The sequence below is a fragment of the Desulfovulcanus ferrireducens genome (assembly GCF_018704065.1).
Classification (GTDB): domain Bacteria; phylum Desulfobacterota; class Desulfovibrionia; order Desulfovibrionales; family Desulfonatronovibrionaceae; genus Desulfovulcanus; species Desulfovulcanus ferrireducens.
In genome coordinates, this window is the sequence record NZ_JAGUQP010000036.1 from 1 (window position 1) to 18,257 (window position 18,257).

The following is an 18,257-nucleotide window of genomic DNA, read 5'->3' on the forward strand; positions in this document are numbered from 1 at the left end:
AAAATTGTTCTTGAAAACAAAATAAACTAACCAATAAATTTTAACCATTAACTATTGACAAAAAACACAGTTGCTGAGTTAATTTGTGAGCGCATTTTCTTCAATGCTAACAAAGACCTGGACACATCTAAGGCTTGCTTGCGGGCTGTGCATAATGGGGTTAGTCAATAGAATGTTACTTAATGCCTTTTCTGTTGTTATGATGGGTTTCGAAAGTTCGATGGAATAACCTCCCTATGCACAGCACTTCCTCAATCTTCGCCAAGATGTGTTACCCAACCCGTTTGTAATGCATTTCAGAAAATGCACTCTTCAATTGTGTAGTAATTTGAGGATGTTAATCATGTCAGAAGTTGAGTTATGGTAAATTGTCCAGGATACTGAGCTTTGTCACCCCGATGCTCTGCTTATCCGCAAGCTTCGTCAAGATGGACAGATGGACTACCCAGCCCTTTGCAAGGCTTTCAAGAAACCAGGATTTCTAATTCGGTGGTCAAAATGGGGTTTGGTCACAGAGTCTTTTACCTATTACGTTTTTAAATAAGGAGGCAAATTTAAGTGAAGGGTATAATTTTGGCTGGTGGTTCAGGAACCAGGCTTTATCCTTTGACCGTGGCGGTAAGTAAACAGCTTTTGCCTGTGTATGATAAACCCATGATTTACTACCCCCTGTCGGTCTTGATGCTGGCAGGGATCAGAGAGATTATGGTCATCTCGACTCCGCAGGATTTGCCCAGGTTTAAGCAGCTTCTTGGTGATGGTCAGGAACTGGGAATAAAACTAGCCTATAAAGAGCAACCCAGGCCAGATGGATTGGCCCAGGCTTTTATTTTGGGTAAGGAATTTATTGGCCGGGAAAATGTTTGTCTGGTCCTTGGTGATAACATCCTTTACGGGGAGGGATTATCAAGAGTCCTTGATCGATGTGTTCAGCTGGAACGGGGAGGGATTATCTTTGGCTATCCTGTTAAGGATCCGGAGAGGTACGGGGTAGTCGAGTTTGATAGCAAAGGAAAGGTGATTGGAATTGAAGAAAAGCCTGAGAAGCCAAAATCAAAATATGCTGTACCGGGCATTTATTTTTATGATAATCAGGTTATTGAAATTGCCAAAAGTTTAAAGCCTTCACCCCGAGGTGAGCTGGAAATAACCGATGTCAATCTAGCCTATTTAAACAAGGGCGAGTTACAGGTTGAACTTTTGGGTCGCGGGTATGCCTGGCTGGATGCAGGGACTCATGAATCTCTACACCAGGCCAGCAGCTTTATTCAGGCTATCCAGCAGAGGCAGGGGTTTAAGATTGGATGCGTGGAGGAGATCGCCTATCGCAAAGGGTACATAGAAAAGGATCAATTACTTGAGCTGGCTAGAAGATACGACAAAAATGAATATGGCAAGTATTTGGCAGGGATTGTTGAAGAGTAGAATATAGAAGTTGGGAAGATGGGATGTGACCACTAATCCCATCCTCCCATATACTCATATTCCCATTCCCCCACTCATCCATCTATTTCTATGTTTATTTTTCCGGGAGCATATCCTTTAAGTTCAGAGAGCATACCCATAATAGATTTGGTTATGATTCTTTCAACAAACGTATTTAAGGCCAGTTTATGACCATTGACAGTAATGGACATTTTTTTGGTATTTTTGGCTGAACACTCTTTTGGGGTGGCTTGCCCCTGAACAATTTCCCTGGTCAGATGCAAGCAGTCAGGCCTGTTACAAGACCCACAATCTATACCTGCCAAAGCAAAGCCCTTGTTTAGGACAAGTTCGGCAAGTTCGGCAATGGAGTTTATCCTGGGTAGACCAGGTACTTCAATTTCACCCCATGTGGCCAGGGCCAAGCCGTTATCCATTTCCCTGGCTTCTTGCTCTGATTTTAGGACCAGGATGCGTGGCAGCCAGGTTAGACTTTTGCCTCCTTCAACTAGTAAGATGTCAGCTGAAACCAGTGGCAAGAGATCCAGCAGGTATTTTTTTTCTGGCCAGAATATGGCCGCTTCATTCTGGGTGAGACCTATAACAGGTGCAGCAACCTGGGCAATTTTTTTGGTGTCGGTGTCGTTTTTGTCCAGGCCATGATGGGAGAATTTAGCCGCAGCAACTTTAATCCCGCGGGATTTAAGGTGCTCGGCTAATTGGGTGAGTAAAGTGGTTTTTCCTGATTTTTTGAATCCGACAATAGATATTGCTTTGAGCATGTTTTCTCCTGGTTTGACTTTGAGTTTTAAAGGTTAAATTTTAAAACGGGCTGCTGAAAATCGTTACAATATGGGGTGTTGCCACAGACTTTAAGATAAACACATTATAAGTTAATCGGGGCAACAATTTTTTGACAAGGAAAACCTCTTGAACTAACAGCAAAAAATTCATTGGCGGAAGTGTCTTAGACATTAACTCAATGTTAATAAAGAAATTTTTTTAACAGAAAAAATTATCATGTCAAAAATCAATAAAATTAAAGGGTTTTGTGATCTTTTCCCTCCGGAAAGTAACGTCTTTGTGTTCATGGAGGAAAAGGCCAGGCAGGTTTTTTCTCGTTATGGGTGCAAAGAAATCAGGATTCCCATTTTAGAAAAGACCGAGCTCTTTGCCAGATCAATTGGAGATGAGACAGATATCGTGCAGAAGGAGATGTATACCTTTTTAGACCGCAAAGGGCGCAGTCTAACTCTAAGGCCGGAGGCTACTGCCGGTGTTTTGCGAGCATATATTGAAAATCAGCTTCATTCCAGGGAGCGGGTGAGCAAATTGTTTACTTTTGGGCCGATGTTTCGATATGAGAGGCCGCAAAAGGGACGTATGCGACAGTTTCACCAGATCAATGTTGAGGTACTTGGCCCGCAGGCACCGCAGGCTGATGCGGAACTTCTTATTATGCTCTGGGCATATCTGGAAAGCCTGGGCTTAACTCGTTTGGACATTGAGATTAACTCCTTGGGTTGTGCAGTTTGCAGGCCTGGCTTTCATAAAAATTTAGTCAACTTTTTGCAAAATCTGGATCAAGATAGCTTATGCCCTGATTGTCAGCGCAGGGCAAAGGTCAATCCTTTACGCGTCCTGGACTGCAAGGTGGCTCGTTGCAAGTCCCTGGTACAAGAGGCCCCTAAGATCTCTGAGCATTTGTGTTCTGATTGCGCAAGCCATTTTGAGACCGTGCTTTCTATTTTAGACCAGGCTGGTCTTTCTTATCATCTCAATCCTTTTTTGGTTAGGGGGCTTGATTACTACCAGCGAACCACATTTGAAGTGGTGTCTTCCGCAATTGGCGCCCAGACCGCAGTGGCAGGTGGTGGTCGCTATGATGGTTTATGCAAGGCTTTGGGCGGCCCGGATGTGCCAGGCTTGGGGTTTGCCTGCGGAATGGAGAGGCTTGCCCTGCTGCTTACGGATATAAAAGAACAAAAATTGGATTTTTATCTGGCGGTTTTACATGAGCAGGCCTTGAATAAAGCACTGATTCTGACCAAAAGACTGAGAGATGCTGGCTATTCAGGTGAAGTGAGCTTTGAGGTCAAGAGTGTCAAAAGCCAGTTGCGTCTGGCCAACAAACTAGGTGTAAAAACCTGTCTGCTTTTGGGGGTCGACGAGATAGAAAGAGGAGAGATTGTGGTCAAGGATATGCAGACCGGGGTGCAGCAGGCTGTCAGCCAGGACGATCTGGAACAGGCACTGGGGTTGAATCTACATTAGTAATTCAACTTTTAGACCTGAAGTCGTGAAAGTGGGTAAATTTTGTTTATTGACAATTAACAATAATGATGCGCCTGCAAAAAGTGACTTTTTGCAGGCAATGTTGAATTTTGAATTGTTTGAACAGGTTACAAGATAAAGATGTTTGTCAAAGCTGTAAAATTTTAATTATTGCAGTTGCATCTTTAATTATACCTTAGTTGAGCGATTTTCACTCAATGGGTGAGATTGCCACGGACAGCTTCGCTGCCCTCGCAATGACAATCTCCCCCCTGTCATTGCGAGTGGAACAAAGTGTAGCGAAGCAATCTCAAAGTTTGAACTGCAAAAAAATAGCTCAATTTAAACTACTCAACTTTCTGAGTTAATTTGCGAGCGCATTTTCTTCAATGCTAACAAAGACTTGGACACATCTAAGGCTTGCTTGCGGGCTGTGCATAATGGGGTTAGTCAATAGAATGTTACTTAATGCCTTTTCTGTTGTTATGATGGGTTTCGAAAGTTCGATGGAACAACCTCCCTATGCACAGCACTTCCGCAATCTTCGCCAAGATGTGTTACCCAACCCGTTTGTAATGCATTTCAGAAAATGCACTCTTCAATTGTGCAGTAATTTGAGGATGTTAATTATGTCAGAAAGTTGAGTTAAACTATAGATAGTTGGGGGTTGGCCACAGACTCTTAAGCAAATTCTGGGGCTAACGATTTAAAAAGATTTTAATTAAGGCTGCCTAACTCGGTCAGACAGTTTTCGCTGTTTCCCAAAAGCCTCGGATTGTTACAGGAATCGTTGTTGAGTTAATTTTCACGAATCCATGCGAATGCCTTAAACGTCATTCTGAACGGAGCAAGGCGGAGTGAAGAATCTCAAAGGTTATGGAGCAGGGAGACGTGTAAACACGCAAAGCGCAACCAATTTATTTAATTTTTTGATATAGTGGAGTAAATAATGGAAGAGAGAAAACTCAATATGCCGCTAAGTAATCTTGACGGATGGAAAAGGACGCATAATTGCAACGAACTGGGCTTAAGTAATGTGGGACAGGAAGTATGTCTCATGGGTTGGGTTCAATATCGCCGGGACCACGGGGGATTGATTTTTATAGATTTGCGCGACCTTCAGGGGTTGACCCAGATAGTTTTTGCCCCGGAAGTAAATAAACAGGCCCTTGAAGAGGCCCATGTGTTGCGCACGGAATACGTGCTGGCCATTAAAGGAGTAGTACGCAAAAGACCTGAAGATATGGTCAATCCAAACCTTGTCACCGGCGAGATTGAGGTGGCGGTTAACGAATTTAAGCTGCTAAATACTTCCAAAACCCCTCCTTTTCTCATTGAGGACCGAGTGGATGTATCAGAGAACCTGCGCCTCAAGTACCGTTATCTTGATTTGAGGCGGCCAAAACTGGCCAAGAATATTATCTTGCGAAGCAAGGCTGCACAAAGTGTGCGCAACTTTCTGAATGAATCCGGTTTTTTGGAAATCGAGACGCCGGTACTTACCAAGAGCACTCCGGAAGGGGCCAGAGACTTTTTGGTTCCCAGCAGAGTCAATCAGGGTAAGTTTTATGCCCTGCCCCAATCTCCACAGTTGTTTAAGCAGCTTCTGATGTGCGCTGGGTTTGATCGCTATTATCAGATTGTAAAATGTTTTCGCGATGAAGATTTGCGCGCTGACCGCCAGCCTGAGTTTACCCAAATAGACATTGAGATGTCTTTTGTAGAGGAAGATGACGTTATGGCCATGGCCGAAGGGCTCATGGCCCGCGTATTTAAAGATACTCTGGGAGTTGACTTGGAGACTCCCTTTCCACGTATGAGCTACGCCCAGGCCATAGCCGATTACGGCCTGGACAAGCCTGACCTGCGTTTTGGGTTGACCTTGAAGGATGTGACAGACATTGTGCGTGGATCAGAGTTTCGATTGTTTGCCCGGGCCGAGCTGGTCAAGGCCCTCTCGGTGCCGGAAGGGGCCGTGCTCTCGCGCAAGGAGATTGATGACTTGACTGATTTTGTGCGTATTTATGGAGCGCAGGGGCTGGCCTGGATAAAGATCAAGGAAGATACCTGGCAGTCTCCCATTGCCAAATTTTTGAGCCAGGAAGAAAGAGACGGTTTAACCAAGGCCTTGGATTTAAAACCGGGAGACATAGTTTTTTTCCAGGCAGGGCCGAAGGAGATGGTCAATACTGCTCTCGGTTATTTACGTTTAAAATTGGGAGAGAGGTTTGGGCTTATTCCGGAGGACACCTTCAGCTTTGTCTGGATAACAGATTTTCCATTGCTCGAGTGGGATGAGGATGAAAAAAGATGGGTTGCCAGACACCATCCCTTTACTTCCCCGCAGCCAGGGCATCTGGATAAGTTAAAACAAGACCCGGCAAGTGCTTTGGCCAGGGCCTATGATCTGGTTTTAAACGGCAATGAAATAGGTGGCGGGTCAATTCGTATTCATTCGCAGGAAATGCAGCGGGAAATGTTCAATGCCCTTGGTATTGATAAAGAGGAGGCAGAAGAAAAATTTGGTTTTCTCTTAAGTGCACTGGAATATGGCGCCCCTCCTCATGGAGGTATTGCCTTTGGTCTTGACCGGATTATTATGTTGCTATGCAAGGCCAAGTCTATACGCGATGTTATTGCTTTCCCCAAAACCCAGAAGGCCACATGCTTGCTGACAGATGCTCCCTCTCGGGTAACCAGCAGACAGCTCAGAGAGCTGAGCATAAGGCTTAGAGAGAAAGAGGCTGGGAAGATGGGAAACTAGGAGATAAGAAATTAGCAAGTAAAGAAGTTAGAAAATTTGGATAAGTTGAAATAAGGTGAGTTAATGTCCAGAAAGATTATTCATTATCCCAATGAAATCTTGGCCAGAAAGGCAGCTCCCATCACTGAAATTACAGACGAGATCAAAGAGCTGGCCAAGGAAATGAGCGAGATCATGTATGATAATGAAGGCATTGGCCTGGCAGCACCACAGGTGGGAGAAAGTATTCGCTTGATTACAGTGGATCTTAGCGGACCGGAAAAAAGAGAAGATTTGCAAGTGTTTGTAAATCCTGAAATTGTTGCACGGGAAGGTGAAATTGAGACAGAAGAAGGCTGTTTGAGTGTTATTGGTTATCGGGCCAAAGTAAAAAGGGCGGCTAAAATAAAGTTCAAGGCCCTGGATCTTGAAGGAAAAGAAGTGGAGTTTGATGCCGAAGATCTGTATGCTGTGTGCCTGCAACATGAGCTAGACCATCTTGATGGCATTTTATTTATTGATCATATCAGCAGGCTGAAGCGAAACTTGTATGAAAAAAGGTTAAAAAAATGGCTGCGCAAGAGAAAAAACGTTTAGTATTTATGGGCACGCCGGAGTTTGCGGCCATCATTTTGAATTATGTTCTTGACTGGCCAGGGGGAGAGGTGGTTGCGGTGTATACTCAGCCAGACCGCCCCTGTGGACGGGGTCAGAAGTGCAAGGCTTCGCCGGTTAAGGAAATCGCCATGCAAAAGGGACTGCCAGTATTTCAGCCGAAGAATTTTAAGCAGGAAGATGACGTCCTGGCACTAAAAGCATTGGCCCCGGATTTTTTGCTTGTGGCTGCTTATGGGCTGATTTTGCCCAAACAGGTTTTAGATACAGCCAGGTTTGGAGCAGTCAATGTCCATGCCTCGCTTTTACCCAAATATCGCGGGGCAGCACCCATCCAGCGGGCTATTATGGCTGGGGAGTCAGCAACAGGAATTACCATCATGCTGATGGATGAAGGTATGGATACCGGCCCTATTCTTTTGCAGCGGGCCATGGCCATTGGCATCGAGGATACGGCCAAGAGTTTGCACGATGACCTCGCCCATTTAGGTGGCAGACTTCTTGTAGAGGCCCTTGAAAAGATGGTGCAGAACAAGTTGGTACCTATTCCTCAACCGGATAAGTTGGCTACTTACGCCCCCAAATTAAAAAAAGAAGAAGGGCTTATTGATTGGAATCGGCCCTGCTTGCAGGTGCACAATCAAATAAGAGCACTTTATCCCTGGCCCGGAGCTTATTTTGACTGGGCCCGCCCTAATCAGAAAAAAATAAGACTTCACGTTTATCCCGGCAGGATTGGTCCGGACCTGACAGAAAAGGTTCCTCCCGGGACTATTCTTGGAGTAGAGGATAACCATATAGCCATTGCCTGTGCGGATAAAATCTACCTCACCCCGAAAGTAAAACCAGAAAATAGTAAGGCCCTGGATGGCCAAAGTTTTTATTGTGGATATTTGAGTAAGGCTTGTTCTAACAAGTGAGACAGAAAGATGGTGTTGTCAGATTATATCCAACTTTTAATATCGGGTCTAACCGTGGGCAGCACCTATGGGCTTACTGCCCTTGGTTTTACTATCATCTTCAACACCACCGGTATAATCAATTTTGCCCAGGGTGAGTTTGTCATGCTTGGTGGCATGCTCAGTGTATTCTTGCTCAAAATTTTAAATCTGGGTCTGGTACCGGCGGTGCTTCTAGCTGTGATTATTACCACTTGCGTGGGTGCGTTAATTGAACGTTTTACCATTCGCCCGGTGCAAAACAGCTCGACCATAAACCTAATCATTATAACCATTGGTATTTCGATTTTTATCCGGGGTGTGGCCATGCTTTTATGGGGCAAGGATACCTTTGCCCTACCCTCCTTTAGCGGCGACAGTCCCATATCATTTTTTGGGGCCTCCATGCATCCGCAAAGCATTTGGATTTTGAGCATAACGCTACTGTTGCTATGCGCACTGAAGTTCTTTTTTACCAGGACCATATATGGCAAAGGTATGCTCGCCTGTTCTTATGAACAGAAGGCTGCCTACCTGGTGGGCATCAATGTCCAGCGTATGGTTCTTCTTTCCTTTATGATTTCTGCCCTGGTCGGGGCTATTGGTGGTTCAATTCTGGCTCCCCTGACCATGACAAGCTTTGACGTGGGAATTTTGCTCGGCCTTAAAGGTTTTGCCGCCTGCATTCTTGGAGGATTGGGCAATCCTTTTGGTGCGGCCGCAGGGGGGCTCATCCTGGGTGTGCTGGAATCTTTTGGAGCGGGCATTATTTCCTCTGGATACAAAGACGCAATTACTTTTATTGTCTTGCTCGTGCTCCTGTTTGTGAAGCCCTCTGGTCTGTTTGGTCAGGCAGAAGTGGAGAGAGTCTAGTTTGGTTTATGGTTGAGTAGTTGAGTTGTTGAGTGGGACGGGAGATAAAGAATAGCTAGAAGTGCGAGACGGGCTAAAATCTGATTGTTTATTAACCCTTACACTTTAATAAAAGCTTGCAGTAAAAAAGTGATTTTGAACTATAAGTGGCAAAGCGCATGAACGGTTTTAAAAGAGACTTATTGACGATAACCTTTTTCTTAGTAGGGATGGTCGCTTTACCCTGGTGTTTGACCAATGAGTATTATGTAAATGTGCTTATCATTTCAGGGTTAAATGCCATTGTGGCGGTCGGTCTGAACCTGCTCCTTGGCTTTGCCGGACAGATATCACTTGGTCATGCAGCTTTTTACGGACTGGCTGCATACACCACATCCATTTTAACCACGACCTACAACCTGCCCATCATTGTTGGCCTTTTGGCCGGTATTTTACTTGTGGGTCTAGTTGCCTACTTGATTGGCATCCCTACCCTTAAACTGTCCGGCCATTATCTGGCCATGGCTACCCTGGGTTTTGGAATTATCGTCTATATAGTTTTCAACGAAACCATCGAGTTGACCGGAGGCCCGAGCGGCTTTGTGGGCATACCAAGGCTCAGCCTCTTTGGCTATTCTTTTGATTCAGACCTGTCATATTACTACCTGGTGGTATTTGTGCTGGCAATTGTCCTTATGTTTTCTCTCAACCTAATCAGGTCCAGAATCGGGAGGGCTCTGCGTGCCATTCATACCAGCGAAAAGGCAGCCCAGATTTCAGGTATAGATATTGCCCGGTACAAGTTATTTATTTTTGTCCTTTCAGCTATTCTGGCTGCCGTAGCCGGAGTCCTTTATGCCCACTACCTGGAATTCATTGCCCCCTCCTCCTTTGGTTTTAATCATTCCGTACTCTTGGTTACCATGGTCGTCCTTGGTGGCATGACCAATGTCTGGGGAGCAGTTGCAGGAGCATTTTTCCTGACCATGTTGCCGGAGTTTTTGCGGGCTTTTGAGAATATAGAATTTCTCCTTTATGGTTTTATTTTGATTGTTTGCATGATGTTTTTGCCTGAAGGCATAGTTGGTGGAATTCAGAAGTTAGTTGGGAAGCTAGGGAGATAGGAAGTTTGCAGCTTGTAGTTCACCAATGAGTATATCGAAATATATTAAATGATTAACTGTCCATGACTTATGCATCTAAACTTATAAGTAGAGCTTGAAATAGATAGAATATGGTTTTTAACCGCAGACCCACGCAGACGGACGCAGACCAGAGCAGCCAGCGACTTGCTGGCTGCTCTGACACTCTGTCCCTTAGGGCCAGGTAAAACGTATTGAAGTACGCTTTGAACCTGAGATTATCACCTAATGTGTGAGATTGCCACGGGCAGGCTCACTGCCCTCGCAATGACATTCTCACTCCTGTCATTGCGAGCGAAACAAAGAGGAGCGAAGCAATCCTAAACTTTGAACTGCAAAAAAACGCGCAGTTTAGGTTGAACTAATGTAAATCTTATATGTCCATGTTCGTGAAATCTCGTTTTTAAAAACCGGCCCTAAGGGGCCGTCAGCTCATGTTCGGTAAGGTCTGCCGGGCATGAACGTCAGCGTGAGTCTGCGTGGGTCTGCGGTTAAATAAAAAACAATTTTACGTATTTAAAGAATAACTACTCAAAAGGGTTAAAACCTTAAACCCTCAATAAAGTGGGACTGTGAGAAAGCCGGAAACTCAAAACTCGATCTTAGATTGCCGGGAAGTAATGGTACGCTTCGGGGGCGTTGTAGCCTTGAACAAGGTCAATTTTTCAGTGCCCGCCAAGAGCATCACCAGCATTATCGGCCCGAACGGCGCGGGCAAGACCACGCTGATTAATGCCATTACGGGGTTTGTGTCTTGCTCGGGTGGTTCTATTTATTTTAATGGCCAGGATATAAGCGCCATGCGTTCTCATGAACGCGGCCGGGCCGGGGTTGTCCGCACTTTCCAGAACTTGGAAATATTTTCAAATATGACAGTCCTGGAAAATGTCATGAGTGGCAGGCATAGGCTGGTAAACTATTCTTTTTTTGATTGCTTGCTTAAAACACCGCGCTACTGGGCCGAGGAAAAAAAATGCAGACAAAAGGCCGAGGAACTACTTGATTTTGTAGGCTTGCCGGATAAGTGGGATGTGTTGGCATCAGAGCTTCCTTTTGGCAGCCAGCGGCTGTTGGAACTGGCCAGGGCCTTGGCATCAGAGCCACATCTCCTCTTGCTTGACGAACCAGCAGCAGGTTTAAATATACGTGAAACCAGAAGTCTGGCGCAACTAATCCAAAAAATTCGCGACCAGTTGGGCATTACCGTAGCCCTGGTGGAACATGACATGGACTTGGTTATGAGCATAAGCGACCAGGTTACAGTTTTAAGCTTTGGCCAAGTCCTTGCTACAGGGACTCCTTTGGAAGTGCAAAAAAATCCAGAGGTCATTGCCGCTTATCTTGGGGAAGGAGAGGAAGGGTGAATGTGTTACGGGTGAATGTGTTATATGTGTGGATGGGTGAATGAGGTCGCATAAAGATTTGAAGATTTGGCAGGAAGGGCTGGAGATGGTTTCGCATGTTTACGCTCTAACGAAGACTTTTCCGGAATTTGAAAAATATGGTCTTGCTTCCCAAATGCAGCGGTGCACTATTTCTATACCAAGTAATATAGAGTCTGTGGCCGAACCTTTTTATCAACTTAATTTCAAAGGTTTATTTCAGTCTTGGTTTCTTTCATGCTGGTACAAAGACTTGGACCCATCTAAAACTTGCTTGCGGACAGAGCATAATGGGATATTTTGGGTAAACAGATATTCTTTTTATTATCGATAGTTATGGTCAATATCGCTAAGTATTTAGCCCTTTCATCCCGATGCTCTGTTTTTTCCGCAATCTTCGTTAAGATTGGGTTACCCAAGCCGTTTGTAATGCATTTCAGAAACCAGGACTTTCAATCAGCGGTTAAATGGGGTTTGGCCACAGACTCTATAGCAGAAGGAGCGGCAAGAAACAGTAGAAAGGAGTTTGTAAATTTCTTTATGTAAGTTTGGGTTCTTTAGCAGAATTAGAAACACAGTTAATAATAGCTAATAAGTTGGAATATATTGACGATAATCGTTTAGAGACTTTCAATAAAGATATTGAATTGTTACGCAAAAAAATGTTAAATTTTATTAAATATCAGCGAAGGAAAATAGATGCTCAATAATCCATATACCCCATATATCCCTATACTCATTAACTCATATCCCCATTCACCCACTCACCCATACACCCATATTCCCGTACACCCATTAACCCATCAACCCATCGACCCAAAAAATGCTTACCATTAAAAATATAGACGTATATTACGGCAAGATTCATGCTGTGCGCAGAGCCTCCTTGCATGTGCGCAAAGGCGAAATCGTTGCCTTGATCGGCGGTAACGGTGCAGGCAAAACCACCCTACTCTCAACTGTTTCAGGATTAATCAGACCGGCATCAGGAACCATCACCTTTGACGGGATGGAAATAACCCGGGACAAGGCAGACAAGATTGTGAGAGCCGGCATCTCCCATGTGCCTGAAGGAAGGTTGGTCTTTAAGCCTTTATCAGTGGAGGATAATCTCCTTCTTGGCTCTTTTCACCGTTTTAGGCATGGAATTAAGCGGGAAATCGCCAAGGACATGGAATCCATCTACACCATGTTTCCGGTGTTAAAGGAACGTAGAAAACAGCCTGCAGGTACCCTGTCCGGAGGAGAGCAGCAAATGCTGGCCATAGGCCGTGCACTTATGGCCAGGCCAAAGGTGCTTCTTCTGGATGAGCCCAGTATGGGGTTGGCGCCGAATATTACTCAGGAGATTTTCAAGCATATCGTGATGCTTCGCGATAAGTTTGGCCTTACGGTTCTCTTAGTGGAACAAAACGCTAGAAGCGCGTTAAAAATCGCTGACCGGGGTTATGTTCTGGAAACTGGGCGTATTGTTTTGCAAGGCCCAGCTGAGGAATTGCTCCAGAACAAAGATGTACAGCGGGCTTACTTGGGCAGGGATCTGGACGTCTAAAAATTAAGAATGTAACTCATGAGGTTGAGAATCTCAGGTTCGCTTTCCTGAGCCCATTTTTGCTCAGACCAGGCAGAAAAAGGGTTTTTGTCCCGGCCTGTAATGCCGTCAGGTTTTTGTTCGGCAAAGTCTGCCGAACAAAAATGTCTTCGTTAGTCTGCGTTAGTCTGCGGTTAAAAATAAAAGAGGATTAAGGATTAAGTGTTAAGGGTTAAACCGGGATAATTGCAATGAGCCGGAAAGACGTGAGGATATGATATTTTTGTATTTGGCAACAATTTACATTTGTTGTCGGGTGTTGATTAGTAGGCATCCTGAGGTAACTTCCCCTTACCCCGTAGCCCTTAATCCCTACCCCTAATAAATTAGCCACCGGGTACGCCCGTTTATTTGTGCCATATGACTTAGTTACATCAAGGACGTGTGCTAAAATGATGAAAGAATCGGTTTCGCCGGAAAAATTTGTTAATAACTTGCCATGTAGTGAACCCATGTGCGTTTCCTTGGACAAGCTTGGTGTACCCAAGGATTCCAAGTGGAGAGGACTGATAATGTACATGCGTAGCATTAAGGAGTATGATTTTTTAACAAATAACCAAAAAAGACAAATCCAGCAACTTGTTTTAGAAGTCCTCCAAACAAAAGATTTTTCTGAGCAAAAATTTAGGGAAATAGTTCAGAAACAGGAGAATATACTTAATGCGCCATGCAATAGAAAGTTAGAGGCAGCATTTAAAGCCACAACGGAGTTGATCAAAGAATTCAAGGGATTACTTTTAAAAAGAAGTGGAGATGTAAAAGATTTGGAAGGGGTTACAGTAGAAACCATTTTAACAGAGGGCGACCCTGATAAGATAATTAGAAAGCTAAGAGAAGCATTTCGAGAAGTCATTACCACATTGGAGGAAGATGCGAAAAATCTTGCCCAGTTAAGCAAAACAGATACCTTAACCAAACTAAATAATCGGCGCGCATTTGATGAGTTTATAGATGAGGCCGTAAAAAAAGCTCGTTGTCAGAACAAGCCATTATCTTTACTCATTTTAGATATAGATTTTTTTAAAGAATTTAACGATAATTATGGACATCGAATAGGAGATCAGGCCCTGGCTGCGGTGGCCACGATAATCAAGCGCTATGTTCAGGAGAAAGAGAAAAAGGAAGGCAAGGCCTTTTTCCCTGCCCGGTATGGAGGCGAAGAATTTGTTGTGGTCATGCCCGAAACTGAGTTAAATGAGGCCGGGCAAAATGCAGAGGATATACGCAAGCTTGTAGAAGCCTATAATTTTGTCATTCGTAATGCAGAGGGTCAGATTATTAAAAAGGGGATAAGAATTACCATCAGTGCAGGCGTGGCAGAACTTCAGCCTCAATGGCAGGGTGCCCTGGTAGACAACTTGATCGAAGCGGCTGATCAGGCATTGTATGCTGCCAAGGAAAACGGACGTAACCGAGTGTATTATTTTACGCCAGATGGGTGTGGATGTGTGAACGGGTAGATGAGTGGATGAGTGAAGGGGTAAATGAGTGAATGGGGGCAACAGATTCGTCTAAAATCTTGGCCGAAGGCCAGTGGCTTAACAGGCACGAAATCAAAGAGGGGTTCAAATAAATCACCTTTACCCCGTAATCCTTAACCCTCAAAATCTCCGAGGTTAAAAAATGTACTGGGAACGAGACTACGAGTGCATGGATAGAGAGGAGCTGGAGATACTCCAGCTTGAACGACTGCAATCTACATTAAACAGGGTGCGCAAAAACGTGCCTTTTTATCGAAGCCGTTTTGATGAGCTTGATCTCGATCCCGAAGATATTCGTTCTTTAGATGATCTTAGGCGTTTGCCCTTTACTACTAAAGATGATCTTCGAGCCAACTACCCATATGGTCTTTTTGCCGTTCCTCTGCGCGAAGTGGTTCGTTTGCAAGCCTCATCCGGGACAACTGGCAAGCCTACTGTGGTTGGCTATTCCAAAAACGATATTCGCCGTTGGTCAAATCTTGTGGCCCGCATCCTTGTTGCCGGTGGCGTAACAAAAGATGACCTGGTACAAATTGCCTTTGGCTATGGCCTTTTTACCGGTGGCTTTGGATTTCACTATGGAGCCGAGGCCATTGGCGCATCCGTTATACCTGTTTCCAGCGGGGGCACGCGGCGACAGGTTTTTATCATGCAGGATTACAGGACCACGGCTCTGGTCTGCACCCCCAGTTATGCGCTCTATCTGGCCGATACCATGGAAGAGATGGGTATTAATATAAATTCTCTTTCTCTACGTTACGGGCTGTTTGGCGGGGAGACCTGGTCCGAGGCCATGCGCTCTGAGATTCAGGACAGGCTGAAAATTCTGGCCACAGACAATTATGGAATCAGTGAAGTCATGGGCCCGGGCATTGCAGGCGAATGCCAGGAGCAAAACGGGCTACACATAAATGAGGATCACTTTCTGGCTGAGATTATTGATCCTGAAACAGGCCAGCCAGTGGAGCCAGGACAGACCGGGGAACTGGTCCTGACTACCCTGACCAAAGAGGCCTTCCCTATTATTCGCTTCCGAACCGGTGACTTGACCCGGCTTATCACTGCCCCCTGCCCCTGCGGCCGCACCTTTTACCGCCTAAGCAAGATCTTAGGTCGCACTGATGACATGATTATTATCAGGGGGGTTAATGTTTTTCCCAGCCAGATCGAACCTATCCTTCTCGAGATAGAAGGGACAAAGCCGCATTATCAGATTGTTGTGGATCGCGAAGAACACCTTGACCGGGCAACATTGCTAGTAGAGGCCAATGAAGCCCTGCTTTCTGATAAGATGCGGGAGACGCAGGAGTTGGTGAGCCGTATTAAGAAACGGCTGGCTTCAGAACTAGGCGTTACTTTTGAGGTCAAGCTGGTCGAGCCCAAAAGCCTTAAACGCGTCAAGGATAAGAAGAGGCTGGTTATTGATAAAAGGAGTTTTTAACAGCAGACTTTTTTAAGGGGTAAGAGTTAAGGGGTAAGAATTAGGGGGGTACGGGGTAAGGGTAAGTTACCTCAAGATGCCTACAATCAACATCCGACAACTAATCTAAATCCTTTGCCAAATACAAAAAATATCATATCCTCAAGTCTTTCCGGCACATTTCAATTACCCCGGTTTACCCCTTAAACCTTAATCCTGTTTTATTTTTAACCATAGACCCACGCAGACCAGAGCAGCCAGCAAGTCGCCGGCTGCTCTGGCAATCTGTCCCTTCGGGCCAGGTAAAACGTATTGAAGTACGTTTTGAGCCAGTGATTTTAACCAATGGGTGAGGTTGCCAAGGGCAGCTTCGCTGCCCTTGGCAATGACATTCTCGCTCCTGTCATTGCGAGCGAAACAAAGAGGAGCGAAGCAATCTCAAACTCTGAACTGCAAAAAAAACGCACAATTTAGTTTGAATTATTAAAGGTAACATCTGCTTAGAAAATTTAGCCATTAGAAATCCTGAGTTTTCTTAGGGGAGATTTATTATTGTATACCCAGCTCGGGGAGGCAGCAGGAAGCTCTGTGTCTCGGTCTAGCGTACCAAAACAGGTAGCGGGCGGGAAATTTGTCCCTCCGAGAGAGGTAATGAGAGTCAGAGTATTTCTAAGTGCAAAAAACCTAGCCACAAGAAGAGCATGAACTGCAACCACCGGCACTCAGTTTCATGCTTGAAGTTATGAAAAATCCCATCTCATTAAAATCCACCTTGATAGGGGCTGCTATTTTCATCAAGCTCTTGTCCACCAAGAACTTGAAACCTTCTACCTCATAAACCTCATCGTTTTCATTTTCCTCATCCAGGCCAAGGGCTAATCGTGGTCCACCGCATTCATTTGCCATATAAACTCTGATGGGTGATACCTCGTGATTGGCAAAATACATGTCCAGTTGTTTTTTTGCAGCATCGCTTAGTTCGAACATATAATCCTCCTATTCCCTAGTTTTTTATCAAAAGAAATTGTTTTTTTGTATTTGTCAAATAGATATTTATTATAAGGTTTAGGATATAGGATAAGCGACTCTTCTTATTAGGAGTTTGGTGTACTTTGGTTGAGTAGTTGAGTAGGGTGGAGTTGGATGATATGAAAATGTCTTTTGAGACTTTGGAAGCTTGGCCAATGCAGATACAATGTCCTTTTATAACCGTAGACCCACGGAGACAAGTGCGCCTCGGCGACTTGCCCCGGGCGCACAGCTAGTCCCGGCCTTTCAGGCCCGGATGGATAGATGTGTTCGGCTCTTTCATATATATTACGGCTATCATCACATCGGGAAAGCTATAGTTACTAAGCTTAAGCACGGCCTGTAAGGCCGTCAGGTTTTTGTTCGGCAAAGTCTGCCGAACAAAAATGTCTGCGTCGGTTTGCGCTTAAAAAAATAAAAGAGGGGTTCAAGTAAGCAGCCCTTACCCCGTACCCTCTGATTCTTATCCCTAAAAAAGGTCTGCGGTTATAAATAAAAGAAAGTTGAGTCAAAAATTATTCTTGCATGATGATATACACCGATGTATAATAAAAGTTATACATTCAAGTATTATACATCTGTGTATAAAAAAGGTGGGTAAGATGACAAATCCTTTCTATTATGGTGGAGTGGTTAATAAGGATAATTTTTGCAATAGATATGAAGAGATAGCAACTTTAAAACAAGATTTTCTATCAGGAATGAATGTTTTAATCTATGCTCCAAGAAGATTTGGCAAGACATCTTTAGTTTTAAAGGCCTTGGAGGAGTTAGAAAGTCTCAAGTTTATTTATTTAGACTTAATGTTAATAACTGACAAAAAAGAGTTTATAAACAATTATTTTAATGAAATTAGCAAAAAAATAGAAACTTCTACAGATAAGGTTATAAAATTCTTAAAAGGTATTTTAAAAATAAGGCCAAATATAAAAGTAAGTTTTGATGAAAGTGGAATTCCAAGTTATTCTTTAGAATTTTCTAAAGATGAAATAGAAAATACCTTGGAGGAGGTTTTGAATCTGCCGTATCGCTATGTAAACCAGAAAAAAAATAATATTGTTGTCATATTTGATGAATTTCAAGAAATTGTCAATTTGGGGATTGAGGAAAAATTAAGAAGCATCATTCAGCACCATGGTAATAAATTGACCTATGTATTTATGGGAAGCAAGAAGTCCATTATGAAACAACTGTTTTTGGATAAATCAAGGCCGCTTTATAAGTCGGTTAAACACTTTCCATTAAAAGGAATACCTCTTAATGAGTGGAAAGATTTTATAAAAGAAAACACTAGTGTCCGGTTAAAAATATTTCAATAAAGGCAATAAGTTAGGCGATTTGTTTCGTTGTTCATTTTGTTCATGT

At 44.0% G+C, this 18,257-nt stretch carries 16 protein-coding genes and 1 pseudogene; 15 read left to right on the forward strand and 2 right to left on the reverse strand.

What is annotated here, in order from left to right; translation table 11 throughout:
• Positions 1-558 precede the first annotated feature (558 nt).
• The gene (gene rfbA, locus KFV02_RS10560; protein ID WP_252381520.1) at positions 559-1,425 is read left to right on the forward strand and encodes a glucose-1-phosphate thymidylyltransferase RfbA; all 867 of its coding nucleotides are present in this window, start codon (positions 559-561) and stop codon (positions 1,423-1,425) included.
• A gap of 74 nt (positions 1,426-1,499) precedes the next feature.
• Here the strand turns inward: rfbA and KFV02_RS10565 are convergent, their stop codons facing one another.
• Positions 1,500-2,207, reverse strand: coding sequence for a molybdopterin-guanine dinucleotide biosynthesis protein MobB (locus tag KFV02_RS10565; protein WP_252381521.1), 708 nt, complete (start codon positions 2,205-2,207; stop codon positions 1,500-1,502).
• A gap of 238 nt (positions 2,208-2,445) precedes the next feature.
• Between KFV02_RS10565 and hisS the strand changes: the two genes are divergently transcribed.
• From hisS to KFV02_RS10615, 12 genes and pseudogenes are all read left to right on the forward strand, one after another.
• Positions 2,446-3,699 carry a histidine--tRNA ligase gene (gene hisS, locus KFV02_RS10570; RefSeq protein ID WP_252381522.1) on the forward strand — a complete coding sequence of 418 codons (1,254 nt, stop codon included), beginning with the start codon at positions 2,446-2,448 and terminating at the stop codon, positions 3,697-3,699.
• A gap of 949 nt (positions 3,700-4,648) precedes the next feature.
• Positions 4,649-6,463, forward strand: a complete 1,815-nt coding sequence (gene aspS, locus KFV02_RS10575) for an aspartate--tRNA ligase (protein WP_252381523.1) — start codon at positions 4,649-4,651, stop codon at positions 6,461-6,463.
• Positions 6,464-6,526: 63 nt separating this feature from the next.
• Positions 6,527-7,039: a peptide deformylase gene (gene def / locus KFV02_RS10580; protein WP_252381524.1), complete on the forward strand. Its 513-nt coding sequence runs from the start codon at positions 6,527-6,529 to the stop codon at positions 7,037-7,039.
• Positions 7,012-7,977 (forward strand): methionyl-tRNA formyltransferase, encoded by a 966-nt coding sequence (gene fmt, locus KFV02_RS10585; RefSeq protein ID WP_252381525.1) that lies wholly within the window; start codon positions 7,012-7,014, stop codon positions 7,975-7,977. Before def ends, fmt begins: the two co-directional genes overlap by 28 nt.
• A gap of 9 nt (positions 7,978-7,986) precedes the next feature.
• Positions 7,987-8,868: a branched-chain amino acid ABC transporter permease gene (locus tag KFV02_RS10590; protein ID WP_252381526.1), complete on the forward strand. Its 882-nt coding sequence runs from the start codon at positions 7,987-7,989 to the stop codon at positions 8,866-8,868.
• Positions 8,869-9,026: 158 nt separating this feature from the next.
• The gene (locus tag KFV02_RS10595; RefSeq protein ID WP_252381527.1) at positions 9,027-9,971 is read left to right on the forward strand and encodes a branched-chain amino acid ABC transporter permease; all 945 of its coding nucleotides are present in this window, start codon (positions 9,027-9,029) and stop codon (positions 9,969-9,971) included.
• A gap of 590 nt (positions 9,972-10,561) precedes the next feature.
• Positions 10,562-11,353: an ABC transporter ATP-binding protein gene (locus KFV02_RS10600; RefSeq protein ID WP_353617343.1), complete on the forward strand. Its 792-nt coding sequence runs from the start codon at positions 10,562-10,564 to the stop codon at positions 11,351-11,353.
• Between the two features lie 40 nt (positions 11,354-11,393).
• Positions 11,394-11,705 carry a four helix bundle protein gene (locus KFV02_RS11530; RefSeq protein WP_353617344.1) on the forward strand — a complete coding sequence of 104 codons (312 nt, stop codon included), beginning with the start codon at positions 11,394-11,396 and terminating at the stop codon, positions 11,703-11,705.
• Between the two features lie 205 nt (positions 11,706-11,910).
• Positions 11,911-12,081: pseudogene (locus KFV02_RS11535) on the forward strand (four helix bundle protein); the annotation flags it as partial.
• Between the two features lie 113 nt (positions 12,082-12,194).
• Positions 12,195-12,923 carry an ABC transporter ATP-binding protein gene (locus KFV02_RS10605; protein WP_252381528.1) on the forward strand — a complete coding sequence of 243 codons (729 nt, stop codon included), beginning with the start codon at positions 12,195-12,197 and terminating at the stop codon, positions 12,921-12,923.
• Positions 12,924-13,354: 431 nt separating this feature from the next.
• Complete coding sequence (locus tag KFV02_RS10610; protein WP_252381529.1) at positions 13,355-14,422, forward strand: GGDEF domain-containing protein; 1,068 nt, start codon at positions 13,355-13,357, stop codon at positions 14,420-14,422.
• 163 nt (positions 14,423-14,585) lie between these two features.
• Positions 14,586-15,884 carry a phenylacetate--CoA ligase family protein gene (locus KFV02_RS10615; protein ID WP_252381530.1) on the forward strand — a complete coding sequence of 433 codons (1,299 nt, stop codon included), beginning with the start codon at positions 14,586-14,588 and terminating at the stop codon, positions 15,882-15,884.
• A gap of 663 nt (positions 15,885-16,547) precedes the next feature.
• On the opposite strand, the gene KFV02_RS10620 is transcribed toward KFV02_RS10615, so the two are convergent.
• Complete coding sequence (locus KFV02_RS10620; RefSeq protein ID WP_252381531.1) at positions 16,548-16,850, reverse strand: IscA/HesB family protein; 303 nt, start codon at positions 16,848-16,850, stop codon at positions 16,548-16,550.
• 208 nt (positions 16,851-17,058) lie between these two features.
• Here KFV02_RS10620 and KFV02_RS10625 point away from each other — a divergent pair, with 208 nt between their 5' ends.
• Both KFV02_RS10625 and KFV02_RS10630 read left to right on the forward strand, forming a co-directional pair.
• Positions 17,059-17,238 (forward strand): hypothetical protein, encoded by a 180-nt coding sequence (locus tag KFV02_RS10625; RefSeq protein ID WP_252381532.1) that lies wholly within the window; start codon positions 17,059-17,061, stop codon positions 17,236-17,238.
• Positions 17,239-17,494: 256 nt separating this feature from the next.
• Positions 17,495-18,211 carry an AAA family ATPase gene (locus tag KFV02_RS10630; RefSeq protein WP_252381533.1) on the forward strand — a complete coding sequence of 239 codons (717 nt, stop codon included), beginning with the start codon at positions 17,495-17,497 and terminating at the stop codon, positions 18,209-18,211.
• Positions 18,212-18,257 lie beyond the last annotated feature (46 nt).

Coding starts and splice junctions, on each gene's coding strand:
- KFV02_RS10565 (WP_252381521.1), bottom strand. CDS start 2,207: ATGCTCAAAGCAATATCTATTGTCGGATTCAAAAAATCAGGAAAAACC.
- hisS (WP_252381522.1), top strand. CDS start 2,446: ATGTCAAAAATCAATAAAATTAAAGGGTTTTGTGATCTTTTCCCTCCG.
- aspS (WP_252381523.1), top strand. CDS start 4,649: ATGGAAGAGAGAAAACTCAATATGCCGCTAAGTAATCTTGACGGATGG.
- def (WP_252381524.1), top strand. CDS start 6,527: ATGTCCAGAAAGATTATTCATTATCCCAATGAAATCTTGGCCAGAAAG.
- fmt (WP_252381525.1), top strand. CDS start 7,012: ATGGCTGCGCAAGAGAAAAAACGTTTAGTATTTATGGGCACGCCGGAG.
- KFV02_RS10590 (WP_252381526.1), top strand. CDS start 7,987: ATGGTGTTGTCAGATTATATCCAACTTTTAATATCGGGTCTAACCGTG.
- KFV02_RS10595 (WP_252381527.1), top strand. CDS start 9,027: ATGAACGGTTTTAAAAGAGACTTATTGACGATAACCTTTTTCTTAGTA.
- KFV02_RS11530 (WP_353617344.1), top strand. CDS start 11,394: ATGAGGTCGCATAAAGATTTGAAGATTTGGCAGGAAGGGCTGGAGATG.
- KFV02_RS10605 (WP_252381528.1), top strand. CDS start 12,195: ATGCTTACCATTAAAAATATAGACGTATATTACGGCAAGATTCATGCT.
- KFV02_RS10610 (WP_252381529.1), top strand. CDS start 13,355: ATGATGAAAGAATCGGTTTCGCCGGAAAAATTTGTTAATAACTTGCCA.
- KFV02_RS10615 (WP_252381530.1), top strand. CDS start 14,586: ATGTACTGGGAACGAGACTACGAGTGCATGGATAGAGAGGAGCTGGAG.
- KFV02_RS10620 (WP_252381531.1), bottom strand. CDS start 16,850: ATGTTCGAACTAAGCGATGCTGCAAAAAAACAACTGGACATGTATTTT.
- KFV02_RS10625 (WP_252381532.1), top strand. CDS start 17,059: ATGTCCTTTTATAACCGTAGACCCACGGAGACAAGTGCGCCTCGGCGA.
- KFV02_RS10630 (WP_252381533.1), top strand. CDS start 17,495: ATGACAAATCCTTTCTATTATGGTGGAGTGGTTAATAAGGATAATTTT.